9 protein-coding genes and 1 pseudogene are annotated in these 20,666 nt (G+C 68.1%); 3 read left to right on the top strand and 7 right to left on the bottom strand.

Annotated elements, in window-relative coordinates; genetic code table 11:
- The 3 genes and pseudogenes from RT697_RS04605 to RT697_RS04595 form a co-directional block, all read right to left on the bottom strand.
- Positions 1 to 211: pseudogene (locus RT697_RS04605) on the bottom strand (cytochrome c4); the annotation flags it as partial.
- Between the two features lie 2 nt (positions 212 to 213).
- Positions 214 to 1,980, bottom strand: a complete 1,767-nt coding sequence (locus RT697_RS04600) for a GMC family oxidoreductase (protein WP_313697193.1) — start codon at positions 1,978 to 1,980, stop codon at positions 214 to 216.
- Positions 1,973 to 2,731 carry a gluconate 2-dehydrogenase subunit 3 family protein gene (locus RT697_RS04595; RefSeq protein WP_313697192.1) on the bottom strand — a complete coding sequence of 253 codons (759 nt, stop codon included), beginning with the start codon at positions 2,729 to 2,731 and terminating at the stop codon, positions 1,973 to 1,975. Before RT697_RS04595 ends, RT697_RS04600 begins: the two co-directional genes overlap by 8 nt.
- A gap of 109 nt (positions 2,732 to 2,840) precedes the next feature.
- Between RT697_RS04595 and RT697_RS04590 the strand changes: the two genes are divergently transcribed.
- Complete coding sequence (locus tag RT697_RS04590) at positions 2,841 to 3,248, top strand: hypothetical protein (protein WP_313697191.1); 408 nt, start codon at positions 2,841 to 2,843, stop codon at positions 3,246 to 3,248.
- A 394-nt stretch (positions 3,249 to 3,642) separates the two neighbouring features.
- The gene (locus RT697_RS04585) at positions 3,643 to 5,220 is read left to right on the top strand and encodes a TerC family protein (RefSeq protein WP_313697190.1); all 1,578 of its coding nucleotides are present in this window, start codon (positions 3,643 to 3,645) and stop codon (positions 5,218 to 5,220) included.
- A gap of 25 nt (positions 5,221 to 5,245) precedes the next feature.
- Here the strand turns inward: RT697_RS04585 and RT697_RS04580 are convergent, their stop codons facing one another.
- A complete protein-coding gene (locus tag RT697_RS04580; protein ID WP_313697189.1) occupies positions 5,246 to 5,845 on the bottom strand; it encodes a hypothetical protein in 600 nt (199 codons plus the stop codon).
- Between the two features lie 192 nt (positions 5,846 to 6,037).
- A complete protein-coding gene (locus RT697_RS04575) occupies positions 6,038 to 18,934 on the bottom strand; it encodes an autotransporter-associated beta strand repeat-containing protein (RefSeq protein WP_313697188.1) in 12,897 nt (4,298 codons plus the stop codon).
- Positions 18,935 to 19,295: 361 nt separating this feature from the next.
- On the opposite strand from RT697_RS04575, the gene RT697_RS04570 reads away from it, so the two are divergent.
- On the top strand, positions 19,296 to 19,571 hold the full coding sequence (locus RT697_RS04570) for a hypothetical protein (protein WP_313697187.1): 276 nt from the start codon (positions 19,296 to 19,298) through the stop codon (positions 19,569 to 19,571).
- Here the strand turns inward: RT697_RS04570 and RT697_RS04565 are convergent.
- On the bottom strand, positions 19,553 to 20,191 hold the full coding sequence (locus tag RT697_RS04565) for an NAD(P)H-dependent oxidoreductase (RefSeq protein WP_313697186.1): 639 nt from the start codon (positions 20,189 to 20,191) through the stop codon (positions 19,553 to 19,555). The two genes, RT697_RS04570 and RT697_RS04565, sit on opposite strands and share 19 nt — an antisense overlap.
- Positions 20,188 to 20,646 carry a GNAT family N-acetyltransferase gene (locus RT697_RS04560; RefSeq protein ID WP_313697185.1) on the bottom strand — a complete coding sequence of 153 codons (459 nt, stop codon included), beginning with the start codon at positions 20,644 to 20,646 and terminating at the stop codon, positions 20,188 to 20,190. Before RT697_RS04560 ends, RT697_RS04565 begins: the two co-directional genes overlap by 4 nt.
- Positions 20,647 to 20,666: the final 20 nt, after the last annotated feature.

Here is a 20,666-nt window from a genome sequence, read left to right as displayed (position 1 = left end):
CAGCGGCAGCGGGGGCAGCGGGAGCTGCGGGAGCTGCGGCCGGGGCGGCTTGCGGCGCCGCCGGGGCGGGCGGCTGCGGCACCGCGGAAGCCCGGATGGCCTCGTCGCCGCCGGCGCCCAGCATCTGGTGGACCGTGGCGATCAGCGTGATGGCCGGCACGGCGATCATCAACGCGACGGTAAAGATGATGCCTTTGCGACGTTCGATCATGATCACACCAGCGGGCCCGGCGAACGCAGATAGTCCGCCTTGATTTTCTCTACGATCCAGTAGGCGGTGGCGCCCACGGTGCCGGTCGGGTTGTAGCCCGAGTTCTGCGGAAAGAGCGCCGCGCCCGTGACGAACACATTGGGCACGTCCCAAGACTGCCCATAGCGGTTGACGACGCTGGTGTTGGGATCATCGCCCATGGCCGCGCCGCCCGTCAGGTGGGTGGACTGGTAGGCGGTGGCCGAAAACGGCCGCTTGCGCGGGCCGGGCTCGGTGCGCACGATGCCCTTCATGGCGCGCGCGATCTCGTCGCCTTTCCCGGTCAGGAACGCCGACATGCGGATGTCGTTGTCGGGAAAGTCGTAGGTCACGCGCAATAGCGGCAAGCCCCAGGCGTCCTTGTACGTGGGGTCCAGGCTCAGGTAACCGCCACGCCACGGCTGCGCCGAGCCCGTGATGGTGATGTTCGCCGCATGGTTGTAGTGGCGCGCAACGGCCTTCTTCCATTCAGATCCCCAGGACGGCGTGCCTTTGGGCGTCGGATGAAAACCGATGGGCGCGCCGCTGACCACCTGGATCTGCAGATAGCCGCCGCCCACAAAGCCCACCGGTCCGTGGTCGAAGTTGTCGGCGCTGAAGTCGTCCATCGTCACCGCCACCGCGCCGGCCCCCATGAACGGGTTGATGTTGACCGACTCATCGAAAAACAGGTTCACGCCCGACGTGGTCTGGTGCGTGTAGTTGCGGCCCACGACGCCGGTGTTCGTGACCGGATCGAAGGGCTTGCCGATGCCGGACAGCAGCAGCAGGCGCACGTTGTTGATGCCGAATGCGCAGAGGAACACGATGTCGGCAGGCTGGAAGACTTCTTCACCGGCCGCGTCCACGTAGGTCACGCCGCGCGCGCGCTTCTTGTCGGGCGTCAGCTCAACGCGCAGCACGTGCGCGCCGGTGCGGATCTCGAAGTTCTCCATCTTCATGGCCACGGGCAGGATGCAGACCTGCGGCGAAGCCTTGGCAAAGTGCTCGCAACCGAAGTTCGAACAGAACCCGCAGTACACGCACGCGCTCATGTGCAGACCTTCGGAATTCACATAGGGCCGCGTACAGAGCGCCGACGGCTGCACGTAAGGGTGATAGCCCAGCTTGCGCGCGGCCTCGCCGAAGAGCGCGGGCGCGTAAGGCACCTTCATGGGCGGGTTTGGGTAGGGGCGGGAGCGCCACGGCTCGAACGGATTGCCCCCTTCCTGCTTTTCGCCCTTGATGTTGCCGGCCTGGCCGGACGCGCCGATCAGGTAATCGAAGCGGTCGAAGTAGGGCTCGAGTTCGTCGTACGTCACGCCCCAGTCCTGACAGGTCAGCTCCTTGTCGAAGATGTCCGCGCCATAGCGTTCGTTGTAATGGCTGCGCATGACGAAGTCGGTCGGATCGAAGCGGTAATAGGCGCCCGACCAGTGATTGCCCGCCCCGCCCAGGTGCGTGCCGGGGTAGGCGAACTGCCAGCGCCGCATCGGCAGCGCCTTCTGGTCCGTGTTGTTGCGGAACGTGTAGGTTTCGGTTGCGGCGTCCTGATGCAGTTCATGGCGCCGCGTGTACTTGAGTTCGTCGTGGACGTTGGGCCCCTGGAAATCGGGCGAGGGCCAGCGCGCCTCGCCCCGTTCCAGCACCACCACCCGTTGCTTGGCGGCCGCGAGCTCCTTGCCGATGATGGCGCCGGTCCACCCGCCGCCGATGATTGCCACGTCTACCGCAGGCAGCGTTTTAGCCATGCTTGCCTCCCGGCGTCATCTTGTGGCCAAGGGCATTGGCAATCGACACCGGCTGGCCGGCCCAGATCACGCCGTGGCGCTCGATGTCGTTGGAGAACGAGGCAAACGCGCCGGGAAACCCCACGAGTTTCCAGCCCACCATGCCGGCGTTGCCGCCGTACATCGGGTCGGAAAAGAAGCCTTCGATCGTGCCTTCGAGCAGCGCCTGGAAGAACACGCCGGACGGCAGCGGCGAAAAATCGGGCTTGCCCTCCTGCATGTCGCGCAGCCACGCGTCCTGCCGCGCGGCGTCAAGCTCGGCGAAAGGCTTGCCGTCCTGCTTGCGCGTGGCCGCGTCCAGCGCGGCGAGTCCGCGGCGGAACATCTCGGCCGGCGTGAACGACAGCTGGTAGCCCTGTTCGGGCGTGCCTTGTTCGAATGGACCTTGGCGGTAGAGCTGGCTGCCCGCGCCCCACGCGCCGGCAAGCTGGCCGTCCAGGAACAGCGTCACGCCGGCTTCCTTGGCGCCCGGGCCCAGGTCGTCGGCCGGTATCAGCCGCGCGGCGACGGCGTCCATCGTCAAGGCTTCCTGCGCATTGAAAAATTTGAGCGTTCGATTGGCGGCGCCGCCCGTGGCGGCAGCGTCCTGATGGGGAGGGGGGGAGGCAGGGTCCGGGGCGCTGATCGCACGTGGAGCCCACGCTGCGCCGGGGACACCGACGGCCAGGGCTTTGAGCAGGCCCCGCCGGCCGGGTACAGGTTTATCACTCATGGTTCGCTCCCATGGCGGGGCAGGCACGCGACTTGCCCCTGGGTGAATAGAGATCCCGCGTCAGCTCGTTGGGGCTCAGTGTGTCACCGTTGCCGACGAAGGAGCAACCATGAAACATCCGATTCTGTATCTGTGCGCTACGGCCATGAGCGGCTTGCTTGCCACCAGCGTTTCGGCGCAGCGCATTGAAAAAACGCTAGTGGCCCAGGCCCAGACGACCACGCCTGACATTCGTTCGGGTAGCCAGTCCCGTCCGGATCGCAAGGCGGGCACGCCGAAGACCCCAGCCCCGGAGAAGTCCATGCCGCAACAATCCAAGCAAGGAGAAAAGGGCGATCACGGCAAGCGCGATGCACCGCGTGCCGGGTCGAGTCCCCGGCAGGACGACGCCGGCGCCGACACGCGCGGGGCGAAGGGAACGCCGGGCAGCAACACGGGATCTACGGGACACGGCGGCATGCCGGGGTCGGGCGCGTCGTCGGGTTCAGGCGGCACCGCGGATTTGCGCGGTCAATGAAGGTGGTGACATCCCCTAGTCTTGCGGCTTTCCGATTCAGGTAATATTCAGGGTCCTGTAAGAAAGAGAGCGCGGCGGATATTCCGACTTTTGCTGCCCCGGCAGCCTGGAGCCATCCGCCATCTATGAACGAAGACCCTCCTCCTAGCAGGGCGCCGCGGATCTGCCGGCGCCCGATACTTTCTCCCCACACTGCCGCGGCAAGGGCTGTCTCCCTGCGCGCCGCATTCCCCAGCGCCTCCGCGGCCACGCCGCGACTCGGCGGCCGCGCGCCGCCATGCCAGGCCGCACCCGCCCGCGCGCCTGTGCAGCCTCTGCTGCGCGCTGCTAAAAAAACGCCTGCCCGCCGACGCGCATCGATTGCGCGTCCGCTTATGTTTTCCGTGGAAACCTGATGATTTTCGACTGGATGTCCGACCCTACTGCCTGGCTTGGCCTGGCGACGCTGGTCGTGCTTGAAATTGTGCTGGGGATTGACAACCTGGTGTTCATTGCGATCCTGGCCGACAAGCTGCCGCCCGAGCAGCGCAACCGCGCACGCCTGATCGGCCTGACGCTCGCGCTGGTGATGCGCCTGGGCCTGCTGGCCAGCATTGCGTGGGTGGTCACGCTGACCGCGCCGCTGTTCACGGTGATGGGCGCCGAGATTTCCGGACGCGACCTGATATTGATCCTGGGCGGCCTGTTCCTGCTCTTCAAGGGCACGATGGAGCTGCACGAACGCGTCGAAGGCAGCGCCAGCCATGACCAGACGCAGAAGCCGCAGCATGCGGTGTTCTGGCAGGTCATTCTGCAGATCGTGGTGCTGGACGCCGTGTTCTCGCTGGACTCGGTCATCACCGCCGTGGGCATGGTGCAGGATCTGAGCATCATGATGATCGCCGTGGTGGTCGCGATGGCCGTCATGATGCTGGCCAGCCGTCCGTTGATGGCCTTCGTGGGACGCCACCCGACGGTCGTGATCCTGTGTCTGGGCCTGTTGCTGATGATCGGTTTCAGCCTCGTTGCGGAAGGCCTGGGCTTCCATGTTCCCAAGGGCTACCTGTACGCGGCCATCGGCTTCTCGATCCTGATCGAGCTGTGCAACCAGCTGGCGCGCCGCAACCGCGCCCGCGGCACGCACGCGCTGGGCCGCCGTCAACGCACGGCGCAGGCCGTGTTGCGCCTCTTGCGCGGCGGCCGTGCCGGCCAGCCCGTGTCGCAAGCGGACGAAGTGGTGGCGCTGGTTGACGGCGCGGGCGACGAGCCCGCCTTCGCGCCCGAGGAAAGCTCGATGATCGAGCGCGTGCTGTCCATCGGCGCGCGCGACATCCGCTCCATCATGGTTCCGCGCGGCGACATGATCTGGCTGGATGTGGCCGACACGCCGGACGTCATCGTGCGCAAGTTCGCCTCTGGCCACGCGCGCCTGCCGCTATGCGCGGGCGACCCGGCCAACGTGCTGGGCGTGCTGCACTTCAAGGAAGTGCTGCCGATGCTGCAGAACCCCGGTCCGATCGACCTCGTGGAACTGGCGCGCGAGCCGCGCTACGTGATGGAAACCACGCCGGTGCTGAAGGTGCTGGATGAACTGCGCGCCTCGCGCGATCACATGCTGATTGTGGTCGATGAACACGGTGTGTGCGAAGGTCTGGTCACGCCGTTGGACGTGCTGGAAGCGGTAGCGGGCGACCTGCCTGAACACCAGGAAGACCAGCCCGAAGCCATGCAGCTTTCTGATGGCTCATGGCTGCTGGGCGGCCGGTTGTCGGTGGACGAAGCCGCGCGCCTGCTGGATGCGCCGGCGCTGGCGGACGATTACCCCGATGCGACGCTGGCCGGCTGCCTGCTGCGCGCGGGCGGCCGGATCCCCGACGCGGGCGACACCGTGACGCTGCGTGACTGGGGTTTCGAGGTGACGCGCCGCGATGGCCTTCGCATCGACCAGGTGCATGCGCGTCCACACCAGCCGCAGCCCAGCGCGGCCGATTGATCGAAGGGCAGGGCGGACAACCGCCTCAGCTGCAGATGCGGCGCCACGGCGAGCGGTTTACCGGGCAATAGCCCGGACACCGCGTCGCCACCGCCTTGCCGCTGACGCATTGCGCGTTCGGTTCGGTAAAGCCGTACTCCATGCTGCCGTAGCAGCCGCACAGTTCCAGCACGGTTCCCGGCGGGTGCTTCTCCGGCTCGGCGGGCGTCTTGCCCGCCGGCTTGGCGGCGCTGGCGGCCGGTGTCGTGGCCGAGGTTGCCGCGGATTTTGTTGCGGCACTTGCCGCGGATTTCGCTGCGGGTTTTGCCGTGGGTTTGTCGGCGGATACTTCCGCGGACGTCGCGGCAGATCCTGCCGCCAAGGCGCCGGCTTCGGCGCCGGGTGCCGTACGGGGCGCTGCCGCCTCCGCAGGCGCGCGTTTGGCCTTCGCGTCGGCGGCTCCCAGTCTTTCCTTCACGGCCGCCGCGCTCATGCCGCAGCGTTTGGCGATGGTGGCCACGCTGCGTCCCGCGTCGGACATGCCGCGCAAGGTCTTGTCGCTGCATGCGGCCAGCGCGCTGGCCGGCATCAAAACAGCCAGCATCAGCAACGCGCACGCGAATGCTCCAGGTCTGCTTAGCGTCATGACGCGCCTCCCGCACCTTGGTGCGCCAGGGCAGAACCACGCCCGGTTGGACCACGAGTGCGGGGTAGCGTAAAGCGCCTAAATCAGGGGTGTCAATGCGGCCCGATCGGATCGCCCGAAGGCATTGCGCCCTCGGCCGCGGGCGGGGCGGACAGGCGCCATCCGGATACCAACCGGACGGCGCCGCGTGCGTCAGAAGTTCCAGCGCACGTTCAGGAAGCCCGCATTCTCGCGGCTGCCGTTGCCGAACTGGCCCTGGTAGCTCAGGCCAATCGCGGCGTTCTTGGACACGGCCACTTCCGCACCCAGTTCAGCCACGGCGGCATTGCGGGCGATGGGCGTGCCCGCGACTGTGAACGCCGGACCCGAGCCGAAGGCCATCGTGCGGTCGGGGTCCACGTCTCCCATGGCGTGGCGCCAGCCGAGCGTGGCGCGCAGGCGGGCGGGCGCGCCCGCGATCTGCGTGTCAAGGTTCCCGCGCAAGCCGACGGTGGTGGTCGTGATGTCGTTGCTCTGGCTGTCCGCCGACAGGGCCGCGGAGCCGCCGTCTTCCGAGAAGCCGCCCATGCGCTGCTTGATCCACGCCGCGCCGACAAAAGGTTCGACGGTCGCATTCGGTGAGACCGGCATGGAATAGCCCAGCTCGCCGAAGATCTGCGTCGTGTTGCCGCGGTAATCCGCCTTCAGCTCCTGGCTTGCGCCGCCGATGGCCAAGTTTCGCTTGGTCTCGATGTCCTGCCAGCTATACGCCGCGCCGGCCATGACGTTCCACGCGCTTCCGCTGGGCTGCACGAACGACTTGCCGCCGAACAGCGTGACGCTGTAGCTGTCCACGTCCGCCTTGGCATTGCGGCTGTCCTGCCAGATCGTGCTGTCCTGGTAGCCCAGCGCAACGCCCACGCGCCAGCCGTCACCGACCCGGATGTCGCCGCCGGCCAGCACGCCGCCGGTGCGCTGGCGATAGCTGGGCGCGTTGCCGTCGCCGTCCTGGCTCTGCCAATTGCCCAGCACCTCGGTCCATACATTGCGCTGGCACGAGAAGCGCTCCGCGTAGCCGCCCGCGCTGCGGCCCGGTTCACCGCACGCGCCGTCGTGGCCGCGGCCTTCGCTGTGCAGGCTGTCCCGCAGGTGATTCAGCGGCAGCGTCCGCACCGATTCCGAACTGCGCACGATCGCCGACGAGAGCGACGCGTGACTGTCGCCCGACAACTGCTTGAAGGCCCCGGGCGCCTCGTCCCGGCTCAAACCCAGGATCGACGAATACAGTGGCGAGCCCGGGTCGATCTGTCCCAGCGCTTGCGCCACCGCGTTCTGGTTCGCCGATTCCGTGACGCTTTCGAACCCGGTGTCGTTGCGCTGGAAGGTCACCGTGACGTTGTTGGGGTCATAGACCACCGCGCCGTCCAGGAACGCGAGCTGGGGCAGGGAGGTCGAGGCGAAGGTGCCTTGCACGCCCTGGTCCGCCGTCACCACCGTGTAGGCGCTGTTGGCCGTGAGCGGGGCGGTATTGGTGACCCGCAATGCCCCGTCAAGCGTTGCCGTGCCGGCGACGTGAAGGTTGGTGGCCCCGGCCGGCCCCACGTTCACGGCCAACGTCGCGCCGGTGGCGTTGCTGAAGTCATTGCTGACCTTCAGGCCGCCGCCCGCCGCGGGTGCGCTTTGGACCGTGCCGGCGTTGACCAGTCCGGCGATGGTGCCATTGCCGGCCAGCGTCGCGCCGGGATTGACCTGGACGGACGCGGGCAGAGTGGCGGGCGCCTGCGCGCTGCCCAGCACGACCGTGCCGCCCTCGATCGTGGCATTGCCGGTGTACGTGTGGGTGCCGTTGATCGCCAGCGCGCCGCCGCCTTGCTTGACCAGACTGCCTGCGCCCGACAAGGTGCCGCTGAACGCGCCGTCCGCGCCCTGGTTGAAGACCAGCGTCGCGTTGTTGGCGATGGCGCCTTGCAGGCTGGACGTGTCGCCGATCAGCGCGCCGGCGTTGACCTGCGTGCCGCCGCTGTAGCTCGACACGCCGGCCAGCGTCAGCGCGCCGGCGCCTTCCTTCACCAATTGGCCCTGACCGCTGACCGGGCCGGACAAGACGCCGTCGGTTGCCTGGTTCACGCGCAGCGTGGTGCCGGCTGCCGTGTCGACCGCGCCCACGATGCTGGTGCTGCTGCCTTCCAGCGTGCCGCCCGCGATGACCGTGCCGCCGGTGTAGCCGTTGGCGCCGTTCAGCACCAGCGTTCCGTCTCCCTGCTTGGTGAGTGCGCCCGTACCGTTGAGCGCCTGGTTCAGCGTGAAGGTCTGACCCGCCGCGACCACGTCGATGCCGCCGCCCACGCCGTCCAGCGAGATGTTGCGCGCCGTGGTTGCAAAGGCCGAATCCGCGATGCGCAGCGTCCCGCCGTCCAGCGACACGGCGCCGCCGTTGCCAAGCTGGTTGTCGGCGCGGACTTCCAGCACGCCGCTGCGGATGGCGGTGTTGCCGGTGTAGGTGTTGACGCCTTCGAGCACCAGCGTGCCGCCGTTCAACTTATCGATGCCGCCCGCGCCGGTGATGGGCGCGGAGATCGTGGCGGTGGCGCCGTTCTCGACCCGCACCGGCGTCTGTGCCTGCGCGATCGCGATGGCGCCGGCCGTGCCGGCCTGCAGCGTGTAGCCGTCGGTCAGGAACTGCAGGCCCGTCACATTCTGCGCGCCCTCGACGGTGACCGTGCCGGCCGCGCCCGAGAACGCCGCGAACTTGCCGTTCCACGGGTCGGCGCTGGCGCCCGTCGTGTCGGTCCAGTTGGTGGCCGTGGCGTTCCACGTGCCTGCGCCGCCTGCAATGATGCCGTCGGGCGTGGTCTTGGCGCCATTCCAGAACTGAATCTCGCCGGGCTCCATCTGCAGCACGAGGTTGATCTGGTTGGGCTGGTTCTGCAGTTGCAGGTCAGCCGTGGCCAGGCTGGACGGCAGCGTGCCGAATTGCATGCCGTTGTCCGTCAGCGAGCCGCCGTAGGCAAACAGGCGGTACACGCCCGTGCCCAGGTTGCCGCCATCCGTGATGTTCAGCACGCCGTCCAGCCGCAGGTTCTGCGCCACGGTCACGGCCGTCGTCGCCGAGTTCGGCGTGCCGAGCGTGAAGTCGAGCTGCGTGCCGTTGGACAGCGCCAGGCTGCGCGCGAACGAGATCGGGTTGCCGGGGGTGCCGGCCACCAGGCGCGCGTTGTCCTCCAGTTCCACATCCGCCGCAACCGAGCCCGAGCCGCCCAGATTGCCGCCGGGGTTGATCGTGACGGGGCCGCCGGTCAGCGTGCCGTCGACCAGCAACGTGCCGCTGTTGACCGTGGTGCCGCCGCCGACGTTGTTGTTGCCGGTCAGCGTCAACGAAGCGTCGCCGTCTTTGGTCAGCGTGCCCGTGTTGTTGCCGGTGGTGTTGATGTTGCCGCCATAGGTGCCGTTGGCGCCGTTCTGGTTGAACACGATGGCGCTGCCGTCCACCACGGTGATGTTGCCTTGCAGGCTGGTGGCGTTGCCGGCCAGCGTGCCGGCATTGATCACCGTACCGCCCGTGTAGGCATTGGGGCCGGTCAGCGTGACCGTGCCCGCGCCGTCCTTGACCAGTCCGCCGCCGCCCGTGATGGCGCCCGCGTACGTGCCGCTGCCCGGCGCCTGGTTGAAGACGACGGACGTGCCCGTCGAGGTGGCGATGTTGCCGGTGAGGCTGCTGGTGTCGCCGATCAGCGTCCCGCCGGTCAGCGTCGTGCCGCCCGTGTACTGGTTCTGGCCCGTTAGCGTCAGGGTCGAGCCGTCGGTCTTGATGAGGCTGCCGGGCCCGGTGATGTTGCCGGCCAGCGTCAGGTCGTTGGCGCCAGACACCGTCAACGGCGCGCCGAGACCGATGTCGTTGCCCAGCGCAATGCCCGGTGCGCCGGCCTGCAGCGTGCCCGCGCCCGCGACAGTCAGATCGCCGGTCCCCAGCGCGGCGTTGTTGCCCGCAATGATGGTCCCGCCGGCCAGCACCGTGCCGCCGTCGTAGGTGTTGGCGTTGCCCAGCGTCAGTGTCGACGTGCCGTCCTTGGTCAGCGGACCGGTGCCCGACACGACGCCATTCAGCGCCAGGTTGCCCGCGCCGTTCACCGTGACCGGACCCTGGAGGAGCACGTCGTTGGTCAGCGACACGCCCTGGCCCTGCAGAGTGGTGCCGCCCGCTGCGGTCAGCGCACCCGAGCCCAATGCGGTGTCGCTGCCAAGGGCGAGCGTGCCGCCGGAAAGCTGCGTGCCGCCCTGGTAGCTGTTGTCGCCCGAGAGCGTCAGCGTGCCCGTGCCGGTCTTCACCAGACCGCCCGGGCCATCGATGTCGCCGGACAGGCCGAGATCGGCGCCGGTGATCGTCGTCGTGCCGGCCAGCGTGATGGCGTTGGAGGCGTTTACCGGCACGCTGGCGGACAGCGTGGTGCCGTCGGCCGCGGTCAGCCGCCCGACGCCCAGCGCCGTATCGCTGCCCAGCGCCAGCGTGCCGCCGTTGAGCGCCACGCCGCCCTGGAAGCTGTTCGCGCCATTCAACGCCAGCGTGTCCGAACCGTTCTTGATGAGGCCGCCCGTCCCGCCGATGTCGCCGTTCAGGGTCAGCGCGGCGCTGCCCGGCAAGGTCAGCGTGCCATCAAGCTGCACGTCGTTGGTCAGAGCCACGGGCACCGACGCATCCAGCGCCGTGCCGTTGGCCGCCGTCAGCGTGCCGGTTCCCAGCGCGCCAGGTGCGCCCACGGTGATCTGACCGGCATTCAGGCGCGTGCCGCCCTCGTAGGAATTCGCGCCCGTCAGCGTCAGCGTGCCGGGACCGGTCTTGGTGATGCCGCCCGCGCCCGAGACGTCGCCGGACAGCGTCATGGCTGCGCCATTCGCGACCGTCACGCCGCCTTGCAGGGCGACATCGTTCTCCAACGCGACGGCGATATCGTTCGACAAGGTGGTACCGTCGGCCGCCGTGAAGAGGCCGGTGCCCAGTGCCGTGTTCGTCGCGACCTTGATCTCGCCATCCTGCAGCAGCGTGCCGCCCGCATAGGTGTTGGCGCCCGCCAGCACCAGCGTGCCGGCGCCCGTCTTGGTCAGCGTGGCCGCGGGGTCCGTGCCCGATATCGTGCCGGCCGCGGTGTACGCGCCGTCCGTGACGTCGATGGCGCCCGCGCCCTCCAGCGTCAGCGCGCGCGTGGTCGTGCCGGGCGTGGCATTGGCATAGCGCAACGTGCCGCCGTCGAAAACGACGCGATTGCCGGCGTTGCCAAGCTGGTTGTCGGCGCTGATTTCCAGCACGCCGCCTTCCAGCCGCGTGTCGCCGACGTAGGTGTTGGCCTGCGTGAAGACGAGCGTGCCGCCGTCGCGTTTGGCGATGGTCGCCGTGCCTTGCAGGGTCGTGTCCAGCGTCGCCGTCATCGACGGTTCGACACGCAAGGTGGTCACGCCATCGCTGTCGGGCAGCGCGTTCAGCGCGCCGCCGGTCAGGGTGTAGCCGTCGGTGGAGAATTGGAGGCCCTGGAAGCCCTGCGTGCCGGCCAGCGTGACCGTGCCCGCCGTGCCTTCAAACACGCCGAAGCGGCTGCCCCACGTCCCGGCGGTGCCGGTGGCGTCGGCCCAATTCTGCGTGGTGGCGTCCCAGGTGCCTGTACCGCCTTGCCAGAACTGAATCTCGCCAGCCTGGGATTCGTTCAGGACGTTCACTTGGCCGGCTACGTTGGTCTGCAGCGAGATGACGCCCGGCGGCAGGGCGCCCAGCGCCAGGTTCAGGGACGTCGCCGTGCCCGAGTACGCAATGATGCGATACACGCCCACGCCGAAGTCGGGCGTGCCGTCGATGTTCAGCGTGCCGTTCAGGTCGACGTTGCCGTGCACGTTGATGAGGCTGCCCGCGTTGGGCGCACCCAGTTGCGCGTCGATGAAGGACGCGTTGTCCAACGTCAGCGAGCCCAGGATCAGCGCCCCGGGCGCGGCGGAACTCACCGCAATCCGGCCGCCGCTGTTCACGTTCACGTTGCCATTGGCCGTGCCGGCGCCCGTCAGGGTGGCGGCCGGGCCGTTGACGTTGACCGTGCTGCTGGCCAGCGTGCCGCCCAGGTTCACCGTGCCGCCGTTGATGTCGAAGACGCCGGTGTGGCTGCTGGCGCCGTTCAGCGCCAGCGAACCGGTGCCGGTCTTGGCGATATTGCCCGCGCCGGCCAGGTCGCCGCCGAAGACGCTGTCCGTCGCGCCGCCCAGCCCAAGGCTGCCGTCCACCTGCAGCTTGCCCGCGCCGGAAAGCGCGGCGATGAATTCGGCGCCGGTCAGTTGCAGCGTGGCGCTGCCATCGACGCGCACGCCGGAGGCGGACTCCAGGAGATTGTTGCCTTGGGTGACCAGCGTGCCTTGTGCTACGCCAACGGTACCCATCAGCCCGTTGCTGCCGCCGAGCGTCAGCGCGCCCAGGCCCGTCTTTTCCAAGTTGCCCGCGCCGGACAGCGCGCCGGCGTATGTGCCCGTCGTCGCTTGATCGAAGGTAAGGGTGGTGCCCGCGCTCGCGACGACCGGGCCAGTGATGCTGTCCGTGTCGCCCGTAATGGCGCCGGCCTGAAGCTGCGTGCCGCCGGCGTAGCTGTTGCTGCCGGCCAGCGTCAGCGTGCCCGCGCCGGTCTTGACCAGCGCGCCGCTGCCGGTGATGTCGCCGCCGAGCGTCCAGTCGCCCGCGCCGTCCGCCGTCAGCGAGCTGGTCAGCGCCACGGCGTTGGCCAGCGTCACGCCGTCGGCCGCCGACAGCGTTGCGCTGCCGGTGACGTCCAGCGCGCCCGCGCCAAGCGCGGTGTTGCTGCCGGCGATCAGCGTGCCGGCCGACAGTGTCGTGCCGCCGGTGTAGCCGTTGTCGCCCGACAGCGTCAGCGTCGCGCCGCCGTTCTTGATCAATGCGTTGCCGCCGTCGATGTCGCCGGTCAGCGTGAGGTCCTGGCTGCCGTTCACGGTCAGGTCGCCGCCGGCCAGCGCAATCTGGTTGCCCAGCGCCGTGGCCGTTGCCGCGTCAAGCGCGGCATCGCCCGAGACGGTGAGGGCGCCCGTGCCCAACGCCTTGTCCGACCCGACCACGATCAGGCCTTGCCCCAGCGTCGTTCCGCCCTGATAGGTGTTCTCGCCCGTCAGCGTCAGCGTGTTGGCGCCCAGCTTGGTGAGGCCGCCCGCGCCGGACACGTCGCCCGTCAGCGTCACGTTCTGCGCGCCCGACACTTCGAGCGGTCCGCCGTTCAGCGTGACGGCGTTGGCCAAGGTCACCGCCGTGGTCAGACCCTGCAGGACGGCCGGACCGCCGACGGTGAGCGCGCCGCTGCCCAGCGACGTATCGCCGCCAACCTGCAGCGTGCCGCCGTCGATCTGCGTGCCGCCCGCGTAGGTGTTGGCGCCCGCGAGCGTCAGTGTGCCCGCGCCGGTGGCGGCCAGGCCGCCGGCTCCGGAAATCTCGCCGTCAAAGCGCAGTCCGTTCGTCGTGTCCAGGTTCAGCGCCTGACCCAGGATGACGTTGTTGGACAGCGTGACGGCCTGCGTCGAACCCAGCGTCGCCGCGCCGTTCACCGTGAGATCGCCGGCGCCCAGCGCCGAGTTGTCGCCAAGGCGCAAGGCGCCCGCCGACAGCGTGGTGCCGCCGGTGTAGGTGTTTGCGCCCGCCAGCGTCAGCGTCGATGCGCCGCTCTTGGTCAGCGAACCTGCGCCATCGACCACGCCGTTCAGCGTGACGTCGCGGTCGCCGGTCACGTTCAGTGCCGCGTTCAGCGTCGCGTCGTTGACCAAGGTCAGCGCCGGGCCGCCCGTCACACCCGACAGGCTGGCGTCGGCATTGACGAGGAGGGCGCCCGTGCCAAGCGAACCGTTCTGCCCCAACTGCAGGTTGCCGCCGTTCAGTTGCGTGCCGCCCGTGTACGTATTGGCGCCGGCAAGCGTGAGCGTCGTGCCCGCCCCGCCGGCAATCAGGCCGCCGTCGCCGCTGACGGTGCCCAGCAGCGTCGCGTCCTGCGATTGCGCCAGCGTCAGATCGGCGCCGGTTCCCACGTTGATGGCATTGCCCAGCGTCAGGCCGGAGGCGCTGTCCACCGCGGCGTCAGCCGTGACGGTCAACGGACCCGCGCCTATCGCGCCGTCGTTGCCCAGCACCAGACGGCCGCCGTCCAGCCGGGTCGCGGCGTAGGTGTTCACGCCGTTCAGCGTAAGCGTGCCCGCGCCCGACTTGATGAGCGTGCCGCCGCCGGTGATCGTGTTGTTCAGCGTCAGGTCGCCGGCCCCGCCGGTGGTCAGCGCTGCGCCCAGCGCGATGCTGTTGTTCAGCGCGTGCGTGCCGTCGGTCAGCAGGCTGGACGCTCCGGCAACATTCAGCGCGCCGGTGCCCAGCGCGGTGTCGCTGCCGACGCGGATGGCGCCGCCGATCAACGCCGTGCCGCCGCCGTAGGTGTTGTTGCCGGCAAGCGTCAATGTGCCGGTTCCCGCCTTCGCCAGCGAGCCGGTCGCGCCCGACACTGCGCCATTCAGCGTCAGGTCGTTCGTGCCGGCGTTGGTCAACGTCGCGCCCGCGCCGATGGCAACGTCGTTGGACAGCGTCACGGCGGTTGTCGCGTTCAGTCCGCCACCGCCCGTGACGTTCAGCACGCCCGAACCCAGCGCCGTGTTGCTGCCGACGGCAATCGTGCCGTCCGCCAGCGTCACGCCGCCGATGCCGGCGTTGTTGCCGCCAAGCGCCAGCGTGCCGGCGCCCGACTTGGTGATGCGGCCCGCGCCGGACAGCGACTGGTTCAGGGTGAAGACGTTGCCGGCATCGGCAATGTCGAAGCCCGCGCCCGCGCCGATGTCGATGGCGCGCGAGGTGCCGGTGTAGCCGGTGCCGGTCACGCGCAGCGTGCCGCCGCCAAAGGTCAGGCCCGTGCCGGCCGCACCCAGGTTGTTGTCGGCGCTGACCTGCAGCACGCCTTCGCTGATCTGCGTGCCGCCCGTGTATTCGTTCGCACCGCCCAGCACCAGCGTGCCTTGGTCACGCTTGTTCAGCGCGCCAGTGCCGCGGATGACGCTGTTCACCGTGCCGGTCAGCGTCGGATCCACGCGGAAATTGTTCGGTCCCGCCGCCAGACGGATCGCGCCACCTTGCAGCGTGTACCCGTTGGTGAAGAACTGCATGCCGGTCACGGCCTGTTCGCCGGCCACGGTGACCGCACCGCCCGATGCGCCGCCGAACACCGCAAAGTTGCCGCCCCAGCCTTGGGTCAGCGCGCCCGCCTGATTGGTCCAGTTGGTCGAACCGGCCTGCCAGGTGCCCGCGCCGCCGGCCAGCGTGCCGTCGGCAAGCTGCTTGGCGCCGTTCCAGAACTGCACGCTGCTGCCGGTGGTCTGCACCACCAGGTTCACCTGCTGGTTCACCGCGGTCTGGATCTGCAGATTCGACGGCACGGTTCCCGGAGGCAGGGAGCCCAGCGCCAGCCCGTTGTCCGTGAGCTGGCCGGTGTAGGTGATCAGCCGGTACACGCCTTCGCCAAAGCCGCCCTTGTCGGTGACGTTCAGGTCACCATCCAGCGTCAGGTTGCCGTTGACCTGCACCAGCGTCTGCGGCGAGGCCTGCGGCGCGCCCAGCGCCACGTTGAACTGCGAGCCCTGGTTCAGCGTCAAGCCGCCCAGCGTCAAAGTCTGGCCCGACGTGGCCGACAGCGCACCGCCCGAGGCAATCGTCGTCAGGCCGGTCAGGACGCCAGATCCCGCAAGCGATGCGCCCGCGCCCACGTTGACCTGCGCGCTGGCCAGGCTGCCGTTGACGTTCAGACCGCCCGATGCCACGTCGAACGAGCCGCTTTGCGTGCTGTTGCCCGAGAGCGTCAGCGTGCCGGTGCCGTTCTTGACGACATTGCCCGCACCCGTCAACGCACCCCCGAAAAGCGAGCTGGCGTTGTCCTGCCCCATCTGCACCGTCGCCCCGGCGCCCAGGTCCAGCCGACCGGCGCCGGCAAGCGAGCCGAACGTCTCGCTGTCCGCCAGCCGCAGCACCGTGCCGGCGCCCAGGTTCACGGCCACGCTGTCAGCCAGCGCCTGTCCGCCGCGCGTTTCGACCGTGCCGGACAGCAGGTTCAAGCCGCCGGTGAACGTGTTGTTGCCGCTAAGCACCAGCGTTTGCGCATTGGCCGCCACGTCTACGCTGCCCGTACCGCTGATCGCGCCCGCGTAGGTCGCATCCACGTTCTGGCCGATCACGAGCTTCGAGTTGTTCAGCACGCTTGCGCCCAGGCTGCCCGCGCCGGCCACCACGGTGCCGCTGCTGATGGTCGTGCCGCCATGCGTGTTGGCGCCCGACAGTGTCAGCGTGCCCGCGCCGTTCATCACCACACGCCCGGATCCGGCAATCGCGCCGCCCAATCCGATATCGTTCGCGCCGGCCACCGTCAGGTTGCCGGTCAGTGCGACGTTGTTGACGAAGTTGCGCGCCGCCGTGCTCTGCAACGTGGCGTCCGCGCCGACGGCCAGCGTGCCGCTGCCCAACGCGGTGTCGCTCGCGGCGATCAGCGTGCCCGCGTTCAACGCGACACCGCCGCCATGTGTGTTGTTGCCCGACAGCGTCAACGTGCCGGCGTCGTTCAAGGCGATGGCGCCGCCGCCGGACAGGTTGCCCGACAGGTTCAACGCCTGTCCGCCGGTGGCGATGCCCAGCGTGTTGCCGAGGCGGACGTTGTTGCTCACGGTCAGATTGCCTGCGGCCAGCGTCGCCGGGCCTTGGACGTCGAGCAGGCCGCTGCCCAGGCCTTGCGCATTCGCCAACGTCAATTGCCCCGCGTTGAGCAGCACGCCGCCGGTGTGCGTGTTGACGGCAGACAAGGTCAGGTTGGCATTGCCGTTCTTGACCAGCGTGCCGCCGCCCGACAGCGCGCCGGCCAGCGTCAGCGCTTGGCTGCCGCCGATCGTGAGCCGGTCGCCCAGCGCGAACTGGTTGCCCAGGCTGACGGGCGCGGCGCTGTCCACCGTGGCCGCGCCGGTCACGTTGATCACGCCGGTTCCGAGCGCGTTGTTCGCGCCCGCGACGATTGTTCCCGCCGCAAGCGTGCCGCCGCCGAAACTGTTGGTGCCGTTCAGCGTCAAGGCCCCGGTGCCGGTCTTCACCAGCGTGCCGCCGGCGCCCGACAACGTGCCGTTGAGCGTCAGGTTGTTGGCGCCGGCCACGGTCAGCGCGTTGCCGAGCGTAAAGTTGTTGCCCAACGCCACGCCCGAACCGGCGAGGGTGGTCGCGCCACTGGCGGTGACCGTGCCGGTGCCGAGGGCGCCGGACGCGCCCACGTTGACCGTACCGCCTGCCAGCGTCGTGCCGCCGGCATAGGTGTTGGCGCCGTTCAGGTTCAATACGCCCGAACCCGTCTTGACCAGCGATCCGCCGGCACTGATCGGCCCGTTCAGCGTCAGCGTTTCGGCGCCATTCAGCGTCAGCGCATTGTTCAACACGATCGCGTTCTGCAGCGCGACGCTGGCGGACGAGGCCAGTGTCGCCGCGCCGTTGACGGTGAGCGGTCCCGCGCCCAGCGCGGCGTCGTTGCCGACGACCAGTCCGCCGGCGCTGATGCGTGTCGCGCCATGCGAATTCGCACCCGTCAGCGTCAAGACGCCGGCGCCGCTTTTGACCAGTGCCGAGCCGCCCGACAGCGCGCCCGAAAGGGTGAGGGCAGAGGTGTTGGCCAGCGCCAGATCGGCGCCCAGGACGATCTTGTTGGACAGGCTGGTGGCGCTGCCGGGCTGCAGCGACGACGCGCCGTACACGACGAGGTCGCCCAGTCCCAGGGCGCTGTTGCCGCCAAGCGCCAGTGCGCCGCCGCCCAGCCGCACGCCGCCAATGTGCGTGTTCGTGCCGTTGAGCGTGAGCGTGCCCGTGCCGGACTTGTCCAACGCGCCGGGACCGGAAATGGCGCCGGCCAGCGTCAGGTTGTTCGAACCCTGGACGCCCAGACCGCCCGCATTGAGCTGGATCGCGTTCGCCAGCGAAAGCCCCGACGTGGCGGGCGCAATGGCGCCGCCGTTGCCGACAAGCGTGCCGGCGCCGAACGCGGTGTTGCTGTCGAAGTTGACCAGGCCGCCGTTCAACGTGGCCTGGCCGCTGACGAGCGGTCCGTTGATGGTCCACGTGCCGCCATTCACGCGCAGGTTATTGAAATTGCGGTACACCGCCGAACTTGCCGTGCCGGTGCCGGCGGTGCCGGTTGCGCCGGGGTTCTGCAGCACCAGCGTGTTGTTGCCGTTCGCGCCGCCGTCCACCGTGCCACCCTGGGCGAAGCCCAGCGCGATGCTGACGTCCAGGCCGGCCACGGCCAGGTCGACACCCACGTCCGGCCCGCCCGCCGAGATGGTCGACCCGGTCACGGCGGTGAACGTGTTGGTGCTGTTCTGCCCCATGCTCACGCTGCCGTTGATCGTGCCCGCGTTGACGAAGCTGTTGCCGGCGGCCGATCGGCCCAGGCCCACACGGCCGTTGATGACGCCGCCCGCCGCGTTGTTGACGGTGACCGGCGCGCCGCCATAGGCGGCAATGACGGGGCTGAGGTTGAGCAACGACAGGGAAAGCAGCCCCGGCTTCAAGCCGATCGTGCCCGAGTTGTCGATGTTGATGCTGCCCGCAGCGTTGCTACGCAAGGAGAGGGCGGCGCCGTCCAGCGTGGTGAGCACCTGCAGACCCAGCACCGACAGGCCCGCGCCGTAGAGGGTGCCGCTGTTGTTCACCCGAATCGCGCCAGCATTGCCCGTATTGCCCATGATCGCGCCTGAGGTGCCAAGCGCCACCAGCGACAGCGTGGGATCAATCAGCCCCTGGTTGGTGAGTGTGGTGTTACGGCCCGTCAGTTTGACGGCGGCCGAACCCGGCAATGTGATCAAAGGCCCCGAGGACTGCCCCGTCGGCGTCACCAGCACCGAAACGTCGTTGGCGCTGCTGGTGACCGTATTCGGGTTCACCAGCGTCACCACGTCATTGCACAGGATGTTGGTGCCGGTCGTCGTGCACGCCAGCGCGGCCGGCATGGGCAACAGCAGCATCGCAAGGACGCGCCAGACATAGTTCAGATGAAGGGGGACGGGGGAATAGCCATGCCGGTGGCCAGATGTCATTGTCAGCTCCAGGGACGGAAGGAGCCTTACCCGTTTCGCACGCGTACATCCGCAAACGGACAAGGCGATGCTGCAACTTCAGGTATCCAATCGGCGGTTGCTGTTGTTGTCCCGTCCGCTGAATAGGGGTCAGTGTTGGGGTGAAGTTGCGTCGCGGCTGTAAACAATCCACGTTAAACGTAACTAGACAATTCGACATAATTGCCGATTATCTCTGTATGAAACCTACATACAGTTACTGATATTTCAATATGAATTAATAGATATTATTAATGTTGCGCCGCGGTGGCTTTCAATTATTCTTGAAATCGCGGGCAATTTAAAAATTTGGATACTTGGGCGGGAAGGGATTTGGCGGTGAATGCAACGCATTGAAATTACAGGGTTATTTTTGTTCTTCAGAGAAAGTCGTTGCCTGGGCAGTTTCAGCCAGTTTTCGATTTTTAAATGGGCTTGGGAATGCGAATTGCTGCTGCAGCATGCGATGCGGCGTAAGTTAACGAATTATCGTGTCGAGATTCACGGAAAAATCCCGAAAGAAAAAGCCCCGAATCCAGCTGGACTTCGGGGCTTCTTGGCAAGCCACCCGCATCAAAACGCAAGCAAGCGTAAACGCCCTCAGGCGGCCAGTTCCTGAGCCGTCCCGGTGTGGCAAATGCCGTCAAGCGCCGCCTCCGCGCGCGCCCGGGCAAGCGCCAGCCATTCCGGCCCGCGGGCGGTTCCCTCCACCGCGACGAAGGTCACCTGCTTCAATCCGATCGTCGCCAGCACGTGGCGCAGGTACGGCGTCAGGAAGTCCGGTTGACGGGCCTCCTCACCGCTGAACGCGCCGCCCGACGAAATCGCGACATACACCGGCCGGTCCGCGAGCACGCCGACCTTGCCCTGAGGGGTGATGTGAAACGTGTGGCGCACCCGAACCACGTGGTCCAGCCACGCTTTCAGCGCAGAGGGCACGGTGAAGTTGTGCATCGGGGTCGCCAGCACGATGTGGCTGGCGTCGTCCAGCATCCGGATCAGGCCGCCCGAAGCGAGCAGCGATCCGTTTTCCAGGACATCAACCGCGGGCTCCTCTCGCGCCGCCAAGACGGCCGCATAGTCGCCATCTGCATGGGTGAGGGTGGTGGCGTCGAACTCCACGACGTCCAGCCCATCGGCTGGACCCGTCTGCGTCAGCCGGTCGATGATCTGCTGCGACAGGCGATAGCTTTCCGAGTCGAGCCCCCGCGGGCTGCAGCGAATTCGAAGGATGCTCATTGCGTGGTTCCTTTCAAGGGTTTGCTGAACCGGATGGCGCTGGTCAACAGGCCCTGCCGGAAATAGAAGCGCTGCGCCAGCGCGTTGCCCAGCCCGGTGTCGAGCACAAACTCGTCGCAGTCCGCACCGCGTGCGAGTTGGTCCAGCTCGGCAATCAGCCGGGCGCCCCAGCGGCTGCCGCGCGCCGACGGATGCACCACCAGGTCGTCCACGTACATGAAGCGGCCGTAGATCAGGTTTTCTTGATAACGGTATCCCGCCAGCGCCACCGCCAGGCCGTCGCGCATGACGGCGAGCAGCCGGTAGTTTTCCTGATGCATCCGGGTCAGGCGTTGTACAAAGTTGTCCGCATGGGCCAGATGGGGACGCAGTTCGCGCATCAGCGGCAGGCAGGCCCGCCATTCTTCCGGGGTCTCCAGATGGCGCAATGCCGGCGCGGCGGAGGATGTATGCATGGATCAGTGCCTCAGGGGTC

The sequence above is a fragment of the Achromobacter sp. genome, assembly GCF_032113835.1.
Lineage (GTDB): Bacteria > Pseudomonadota > Gammaproteobacteria > Burkholderiales > Burkholderiaceae_B > Achromobacter.
Note: the sequence above shows the minus strand (reverse complement) of the source record. Positions and strands in the feature narration are given on the sequence as shown.

Coding starts and splice junctions, on each gene's coding strand:
- RT697_RS04600 (WP_313697193.1), bottom strand. CDS start 1,980: ATGGCTAAAACGCTGCCTGCGGTAGACGTGGCAATCATCGGCGGCGGG.
- RT697_RS04595 (WP_313697192.1), bottom strand. CDS start 2,731: ATGAGTGATAAACCTGTACCCGGCCGGCGGGGCCTGCTCAAAGCCCTG.
- RT697_RS04590 (WP_313697191.1), top strand. CDS start 2,841: ATGAAACATCCGATTCTGTATCTGTGCGCTACGGCCATGAGCGGCTTG.
- RT697_RS04585 (WP_313697190.1), top strand. CDS start 3,643: ATGATTTTCGACTGGATGTCCGACCCTACTGCCTGGCTTGGCCTGGCG.
- RT697_RS04580 (WP_313697189.1), bottom strand. CDS start 5,845: ATGACGCTAAGCAGACCTGGAGCATTCGCGTGCGCGTTGCTGATGCTG.
- RT697_RS04575 (WP_313697188.1), bottom strand. CDS start 18,934: ATGACATCTGGCCACCGGCATGGCTATTCCCCCGTCCCCCTTCATCTG.
- RT697_RS04570 (WP_313697187.1), top strand. CDS start 19,296: ATGCAACGCATTGAAATTACAGGGTTATTTTTGTTCTTCAGAGAAAGT.
- RT697_RS04565 (WP_313697186.1), bottom strand. CDS start 20,191: ATGAGCATCCTTCGAATTCGCTGCAGCCCGCGGGGGCTCGACTCGGAA.
- RT697_RS04560 (WP_313697185.1), bottom strand. CDS start 20,646: ATGCATACATCCTCCGCCGCGCCGGCATTGCGCCATCTGGAGACCCCG.